7 protein-coding genes are annotated in these 6,244 nt (G+C 71.3%); 5 read left to right on the top strand and 2 right to left on the bottom strand.

The annotated features are described in order from the left end of the window. The 3 genes from F9K34_RS16280 to gshB all read left to right on the top strand — a co-directional run. On the top strand, window positions 1-403 hold a 403-nt coding region (locus F9K34_RS16280), incomplete at its 5' end, for an SAM-dependent methyltransferase (protein ID WP_366557921.1). Next, window positions 400-753 (top strand): YraN family protein, encoded by a 354-nt coding sequence (locus F9K34_RS16275; RefSeq protein WP_291338172.1) that lies wholly within the window; start codon window positions 400-402, stop codon window positions 751-753. The genes F9K34_RS16280 and F9K34_RS16275, both read left to right, overlap by 4 nt. 72 nt (window positions 754-825) lie before the next feature. Beyond that, the gene (gene gshB, locus F9K34_RS16270) at window positions 826-1,767 is read left to right on the top strand and encodes a glutathione synthase (protein ID WP_291338170.1); all 942 of its coding nucleotides are present in this window, start codon (window positions 826-828) and stop codon (window positions 1,765-1,767) included. Here gshB and F9K34_RS16265 read toward each other — a convergent pair. Then, window positions 1,764-3,278: a YifB family Mg chelatase-like AAA ATPase gene (locus F9K34_RS16265; protein WP_291338169.1), complete on the bottom strand. Its 1,515-nt coding sequence runs from the start codon at window positions 3,276-3,278 to the stop codon at window positions 1,764-1,766. The genes gshB and F9K34_RS16265 overlap by 4 nt on opposite strands. 55 nt (window positions 3,279-3,333) lie before the next feature. After that, the gene (locus F9K34_RS16260) at window positions 3,334-4,203 is read right to left on the bottom strand and encodes a glutathione S-transferase (RefSeq protein ID WP_291338171.1); all 870 of its coding nucleotides are present in this window, start codon (window positions 4,201-4,203) and stop codon (window positions 3,334-3,336) included. A gap of 150 nt (window positions 4,204-4,353) precedes the next feature. Here F9K34_RS16260 and coaBC point away from each other — a divergent pair, with 150 nt between their 5' ends. Continuing rightward, window positions 4,354-5,562 (top strand): bifunctional phosphopantothenoylcysteine decarboxylase/phosphopantothenate--cysteine ligase CoaBC, encoded by a 1,209-nt coding sequence (gene coaBC / locus F9K34_RS16255; RefSeq protein ID WP_291338168.1) that lies wholly within the window; start codon window positions 4,354-4,356, stop codon window positions 5,560-5,562. 49 nt (window positions 5,563-5,611) lie between these two features. After that, window positions 5,612-6,079 carry a dUTP diphosphatase gene (gene dut / locus F9K34_RS16250; protein WP_291338167.1) on the top strand — a complete coding sequence of 156 codons (468 nt, stop codon included), beginning with the start codon at window positions 5,612-5,614 and terminating at the stop codon, window positions 6,077-6,079. Window positions 6,080-6,244 lie beyond the last annotated feature (165 nt).

Genomic DNA, 6,244 nt, shown 5'->3' with positions numbered 1-6,244 from the left:
CCGCCGCTGGCTGGAGGACCTCGCCGGCATCCCAGCGACCCTCATCCTCTACGAATCGCCGAAGCGGGTTCAGGGTCTGTTAAGGGAATTGCGCGACAGTCTCGGGGCGGACCGGCTCGCGGCGGTCTGCCGGGAACTGACGAAACGGTTCGAGGAGGTGTCGCGCGGCTCGCTCGCGGAACTCGCGGCAGTGTTCGCGGAACGCACGGTGAAGGGCGAAATCGTCATCGTGATCGACCGTGCCGGCGTGGTTGCGGCGGATCCGGCCGAGGTCGAGGCGCGGCTGAGGGAGGCGTTGAAGTGCCACTCGATACGGGATGCGGCGGCGGAGGTCTCGGCCGCGCTCGGCCTGCCACGGCGGCAGGTCTACCAGACGGCGCTCCGGCTCGCCGACGGCGGCTGACGGGCGAGCTTGCCTACCAGGCGGGCCGCGTCGCCGAGGCGCAGGTCGAGGAGCATTACCGCAGGCGCGGCCATGAGGTGGCGGCGCGGCGCTGGCGCGGCCCGGGCGGCGAGATCGACCTCATCCTGCGCACGGGCGGCCGGCTGGTCTTCGTCGAGGTGAAGGCGGCCCACAGCCACGCGATCGCCGCCGAACGCCTCTCCGCCCGGCAGATGGGCCGGATCGCGGCCTCGGCCAGTGCCTTTCTCGCCGGGGAACCCCGCGGCCAGGACAGCGAGATGAGCTTCGAGGTCGCGCTCGTGGACGGCGCGGGCCGCATCGCGATCGTCGAGAACGCCTTCGGAGTCTGAGGCCGAACCGCCATTGCATCCGCCCGCCGCCTCGGTCATCAATCGGGGCGCTGAACGAGACGGGGCGGACGCATGGGACTCAAGGTCGCACTCCAGATGGACCCGATCGAGGGCGTCAACATCGACGCCGATTCGACCTTCCGCATCGGACTGGAGGCGCAGGCGCGGGGCCACGCGCTCTTCTACTACACGCCGGGCCGGCTCGCCTACCGCGAGGGCCGCGTGATCGCCCGCGGCTGGCCGCTGGAACTGAGGCGGGTGAAGGGCGATCACTTCACCCTGGGTGCCGAGACGGAGGTCGATCTCGGCAGCTTCGACGTGGTCTGGCTCCGCCAGGACCCGCCCTTCGACATGGGCTACATCACCACGACGCATCTGCTCGACATGATCCACCCGAAGACACTGGTGGTGAACGACCCGTTCTGGGTCAGGAACTCGCCCGAGAAGCTTCTCGTGCTCACCTTCCCGCAGCTGACGCCGCCGACACTCATCGCCCGCGACCTCGCCGCGATCCGCGCCTTCAAGGCGGCGCACGGCGACATCATCCTCAAGCCGCTCTACGGCAACGGCGGCGCCGGGGTCTTCCGGCTCGACCCGAACGACCGCAACCTCGCCTCGCTGCATGAACTTTTCATCGGCATCAACCGCGAGCCGCTGATCGCGCAGAAATACGTCCCGGCCGTGGTGAAGGGGGACAAGCGCGTGATTCTCGTCGACGGCGAGCCGGTGGGCGCGATCAACCGCATCCCGGCCGAGGGCGAGACTCGATCGAACATGCATGTGGGCGGACGGCCCGAGAAGGTCGGGCTGACCGACCGCGACCGGGAGATCTGCGCCGCGATCGGCCCGGTGTTGCGCGAGAAGGGGCAGGTGTTCGTCGGCATCGACGTGATCGGCGACTGGCTGACCGAGATCAACGTGACCTCGCCCACGGGGCTGCAGGAACTCGAGCGCTTCGACGGCACGAACGCCGCCGCGCGGATCTGGGAGGTGATCGAGGCGAAGCGCGCCTAGCGCCCCGCCTGCACGCTCAGCCGGTAGCTGACCGCCTCGGCCACATGCGGCTTGCGCACCTCGGCCGAGGCCGCGAGATCGGCGATGGTCCGCGCCACCCGGAGGATCCGGTGGTAGCCGCGCGCCGAGAGGCCGAAGCGTTCGGCGACCCGTGCCAGAAGCTCCCGCCCGTCGCTGTCGGGGCTCGCGACCTCTTCCAGGATCCTGCCCTCCGCATCGGCGTTCACGCGCATCTCCGGGTGGCCGGCGAAGCGCGCGGCCTGCACGGCCCGCGCCGCGGCCACCCGCTCGGCGACCGCGGCGGAGCTTTCGCCCGTCTCTGGCAGGTCGAGGTCGGTGTAGGCCACCGGCGGCACCTCGACTCTGAGGTCGATCCGGTCCATGAGCGGCCCCGAGATGCGGCCGAGGTAGTCCTCGCCGCAGGCGGGGACCTTCGCGCAGGCGCGCGCAGGGTCGGAGAGATAGCCGCACTTGCAGGGGTTCGCCGCGGCGACGAGGAGGAAGCGGCAGGGGTAGCGGATATGGGCATTGGCGCGGGCGACGACGACCTCGCCGGTCTCGATCGGCTGGCGCAGGGTTTCGAGCACGGTGCGGGGGAACTCGGGGAATTCGTCGAGGAAGAGGACGCCGTTGTGGGCGAGGCTGATCTCGCCCGGTTTCGCGCCCCGCCCGCCGCCGACGATGGCCGCCATCGAGGCGGTATGGTGCGGCTCGCGGAAGGGCCGCGTGCGGCTGATCCCGCCCTCGTCGAGAAGGCCCGAGAGCGAGTGGATCATCGAGGTCTCCAGCGCCTCGGCCGCCGTCAAGGGTGGCAGGATGCCGGGGATGCGCGCGGCGAGCATCGACTTGCCCGAGCCCGGTGTGCCGACCATGAGAAGGTGGTGGCGCCCGGCCGCCGCGATCTCCAGCGCGCGCTTGGCGCGCTCCTGCCCCTTCACGTCGCGAAGGTCGCGCCGCGCGGGATCGGAGCGCACCTCGCCGGGGCTCGCGGGCGTGATCGGCGCCTCGCCGGTGAAGTGGCGCAGCACGTCGGCCAGCGTCGCGGCGGCGATCACCGGGGTGGCGCCGACCCAGGCCGCCTCCGGCCCGCAGGCCTTCGGACAGAGGAGCGTCCGCTCCTCCTCGGCCGCGGCCATCGCGGCCGGAAGCGCGCCGATCACCGGCACCAGCCGCCCGTCGAGCGACAATTCGCCGAGTGCCACGGTGCCCTCCACGTCCTCGCGCGGCAGGATGTCGATGGCGGCGAGCAGCGCGAGCGCGATCGGCAGGTCGAAATGGGAGCCTTCCTTCGGCAGGTCGGCAGGCGAGAGGTTCACGGTGATCCGCTTCGACGGAAGCGCGATCGACATGGCAGTCAGCGCAGCGCGCACCCGGTCGCGCGCCTCGGTCACCGCCTTGTCGGGCAGGCCCACGACGGCGAAGGCGGGCATTCCGGCCGCGACCGAGCACTGGACCTCGACGATCCGCGCCTCCACCCCCTCGAAAGCCACCGTATAGGTGCGCGCCACCATGGTCCGTCCCCGTTAACCCTGGTTAACGGCTAGCGCGAACGTGGTTGAGAAAGGGTTAACGCGCCACCATCGACATGAAACCCGGCCAGGCTTCCGGGTCGGCGAGCGTCTTGTCGCGGCAGAAGGCATTGCAGAAGCCCCAGACGCGACCCTCCATCTCGAGGAAATGGCTGACGGGCCTGCCGGAATAGGGGCAGGCGGCATTGACCGAGGGTCCCTCGGCCGACCCTGCAGGTCGCGCCGGGGGGCCGGGCCAGGGCCGCTCGGCATAGGGTCTGGCGTAGGAAGGCTGGACGAGGTTCTCTGCCCGGCCCATCGCCCGCCAGCGGCGGAAGGCGGGGTCGGCGAGATGGGCGGTGACATAGTCCATCGCGGCGGGCGACACCGGGAGGTTGTAGGTGGCGATCCGCGTGGCCACAGGGGCGAAGAAGGCATCCGCCGCGGTGTATCGGCCGAAGAGCCAGACGCTGCCCGCGCCGAAGCGGCCCCGCGCCAGCGCCCAGAGGTCCTCGATCCGGGCGAGGTCGCGCCGAACCTCGTCCCGGGGGGCTGAGTCGGCATAGCTGAGGCGCAGGTTCATCGGGCAGTCGTCCCTCAGCGCCGTGAAACCGGAGTGCATCTCTGCCGCCAGGGAACGCGCCATGGCGCGGGCGGCAGCGTCCTCGGGCCAGAGCCCGACCGCCGGGTGGCGTTCGGCGAGCGTTTCGGCGAGGGCGAGCGTGTCCCAGACAACCTCGCCCTCGGGCGTGCGCATCGCCGGCACCAGCCGGGCCGGCGCGAAGCCGGCGAGCAGCCGCTGGAAATCGTCGGTGTAGAGAATGCCAGAGTGGCAGGTCACCGGCAGGCCGAACTTCTCGAAGAGAAGCCAGCCGCGGAGCGACCAGCTCGAATAGCTGCGGTCGCCGATGCCAAGGTGATAGGTCATCGAATCCTCCCTGTCTTCCTTGCTAGCCGGCACCCCGGCACCGGTCACGTTCATCTTCGTGCGCAGCGCCATCACGCTTCGTGATCAAATCCGCGCGCTTGTCTTCCCGGGGATCCGCGCCTAATCCTTGGCGAGGCGGGCGAGGGCATCATGCTGGCGGACAAGCGCATTCTCCTGATCATCGGTGGCGGCATCGCGGCCTACAAGGCGCTCGACCTGATCCGGCGTCTGCGGGAACGCGGGGCGGCGGTGCGGGCGGTGATGACCACCGCAGCGCAGGAGTTCGTGACCCCGCTTTCGGTCGGGGCGCTGACCGCCGATCACGTCTTCACCGATCTCTTCGACCGGCAGGACGAACAGGACGTGGGTCATATCCGGCTCGCGCGAGAGGCGGACCTCATCATCGTGGCCCCGGCGACGGCGGACCTGATGGCGAAGGCCGCGAACGGGTTTGCGGGCGATCTCGCGACCGCGGTGCTGCTGGCAACGGACCGCAAGGTGCTGATGGCGCCGGCGATGAACCCTCGGATGTGGGCGCATCCGGCCACCCGGCGCAACTTCGCGCGGCTGGCGGCCGACGGCATCGCCTTCGTCGGACCGATGCAGGGCGAGATGGCCGAGGCCGGCGAGGCGGGCGAGGGACGCATGGCCGAGCCCCTGGAAATCGTCGCGGCGGCCGAGGCCGCGCTGGGCGGAGGGGCGCTGGCCGGTCGCCACGTGATCGTGACCTCCGGTCCCACGCACGAGCCCATCGACCCGGTGCGCTACATTGCCAACCGCTCCTCGGGGGCGCAGGGCACGGCACTGGCCGCCGCGCTGCGCGATCTCGGCGCGCGAGTGACCTTCGTCACCGGCCCCGCCAGCGTGCCCGCGCCTCCGGGGGTGGAGGTCGTCCCGGTCGAGACGGCGCGGGAGATGCTCGCCGCCGTCGAGGCGGCGTTGCCGGCCGACGCCGCCGTCTTCGCGGCGGCCGTCGCCGACTGGCGGGTGAAGAATGCGAGCCATTCCAAGATGAAGAAAGACGGGTCGGGCCGGGCGCCGGCGCTCGAGTTCGCGGAAAACCCCGACATCCTTGCCACCGTGGCGCAGCTGGAGTCGGGGCGGCCGCGGCTCGTCGTCGGCTTCGCTGCCGAAACCGATGACGTGGTGGCCCATGCGCGGGCCAAGCGCGCGCGGAAGCGCTGCGACTGGATCGTGGCGAACGACGTGCGGCCCGCGACCGGGATCATGGGAGGGGCGGAGAACGCCGTGACGCTGATCACCGGCGAGCGCGCGGAGGACTGGCCGAGGCTCGGCAAGGACGAGGTGGCGCGGCGGCTGGCGGCGCGCATCGCCGCGGCCCTGGGTGAGGGCGGCTAGGCCGGGAGCCTCCGGCGGGAGTGTTTCGGCCACAATGAAAGGTGGAACGATGCGTCCGGTGATCCGGGTTCTGCGCGAGGACTGGGCCGACCCTCAGGTGGCGCTGCCCGCCTACGCGACGGCCGGTGCCGCGGGGGCGGACATCCGTGCGAACCTTCCCGGGGGCGACCGCTCCGCGGGCCTCGTGCTGGCGCCGATGGAACGGCGGGTGGTGCCGACGGGGCTCCGCATCGAGATCCCGGAGGGTTTCGAAGTGCAGATCCGCCCGCGGTCCGGCCTTGCGCTGCGGCACGGGATCTCGCTCCCGAACACGCCCGGCACGATCGACAGCGACTATCGCGGTCCCCTGGGCGTTCTCCTCGTCAATCTCGGGGCGGAGCCCGTCGTCATCGCCCACGGCGAGCGGATCGCGCAGATGATCGTGGCGCCGGTCGTGCGGGCGGAGTTCGCAGAGGCGGAACGGCTCGGCGAGACGGCGCGGGGCGCGGGCGGCTTCGGTTCCACGGGGCGGGGGTGAGGTTCCGGTGACGGTAGTCCTGACGGCGCTCGCGCTTCTCGCCCTCGGATGGGTCCTGCGGCTGCCGGGGCGGCTCGTGGCGCTAATGCTGGCGGTCCTCTGGGCAGCAACGCTCCTCGCCCATCTCGTGCTGCCGGAGGGCCATGCGATTGCCCGGGCGCTGGG

Origin of the sequence: Albidovulum sp. (assembly GCF_008933605.1) — a bacterium.
Classification (GTDB): Bacteria; Pseudomonadota; Alphaproteobacteria; order Rhodobacterales; family Rhodobacteraceae; genus Albidovulum.
Note: the sequence above shows the minus strand (reverse complement) of the source record. Positions and strands in the feature narration are given on the sequence as shown.

Coding starts and splice junctions, on each gene's coding strand:
- gshB (WP_291338170.1), top strand. CDS start 826: ATGGGACTCAAGGTCGCACTCCAGATGGACCCGATCGAGGGCGTCAAC.
- F9K34_RS16260 (WP_291338171.1), bottom strand. CDS start 4,203: ATGACCTATCACCTTGGCATCGGCGACCGCAGCTATTCGAGCTGGTCG.
- F9K34_RS16265 (WP_291338169.1), bottom strand. CDS start 3,278: ATGGTGGCGCGCACCTATACGGTGGCTTTCGAGGGGGTGGAGGCGCGG.
- dut (WP_291338167.1), top strand. CDS start 5,612: ATGCGTCCGGTGATCCGGGTTCTGCGCGAGGACTGGGCCGACCCTCAG.
- coaBC (WP_291338168.1), top strand. CDS start 4,354: ATGCTGGCGGACAAGCGCATTCTCCTGATCATCGGTGGCGGCATCGCG.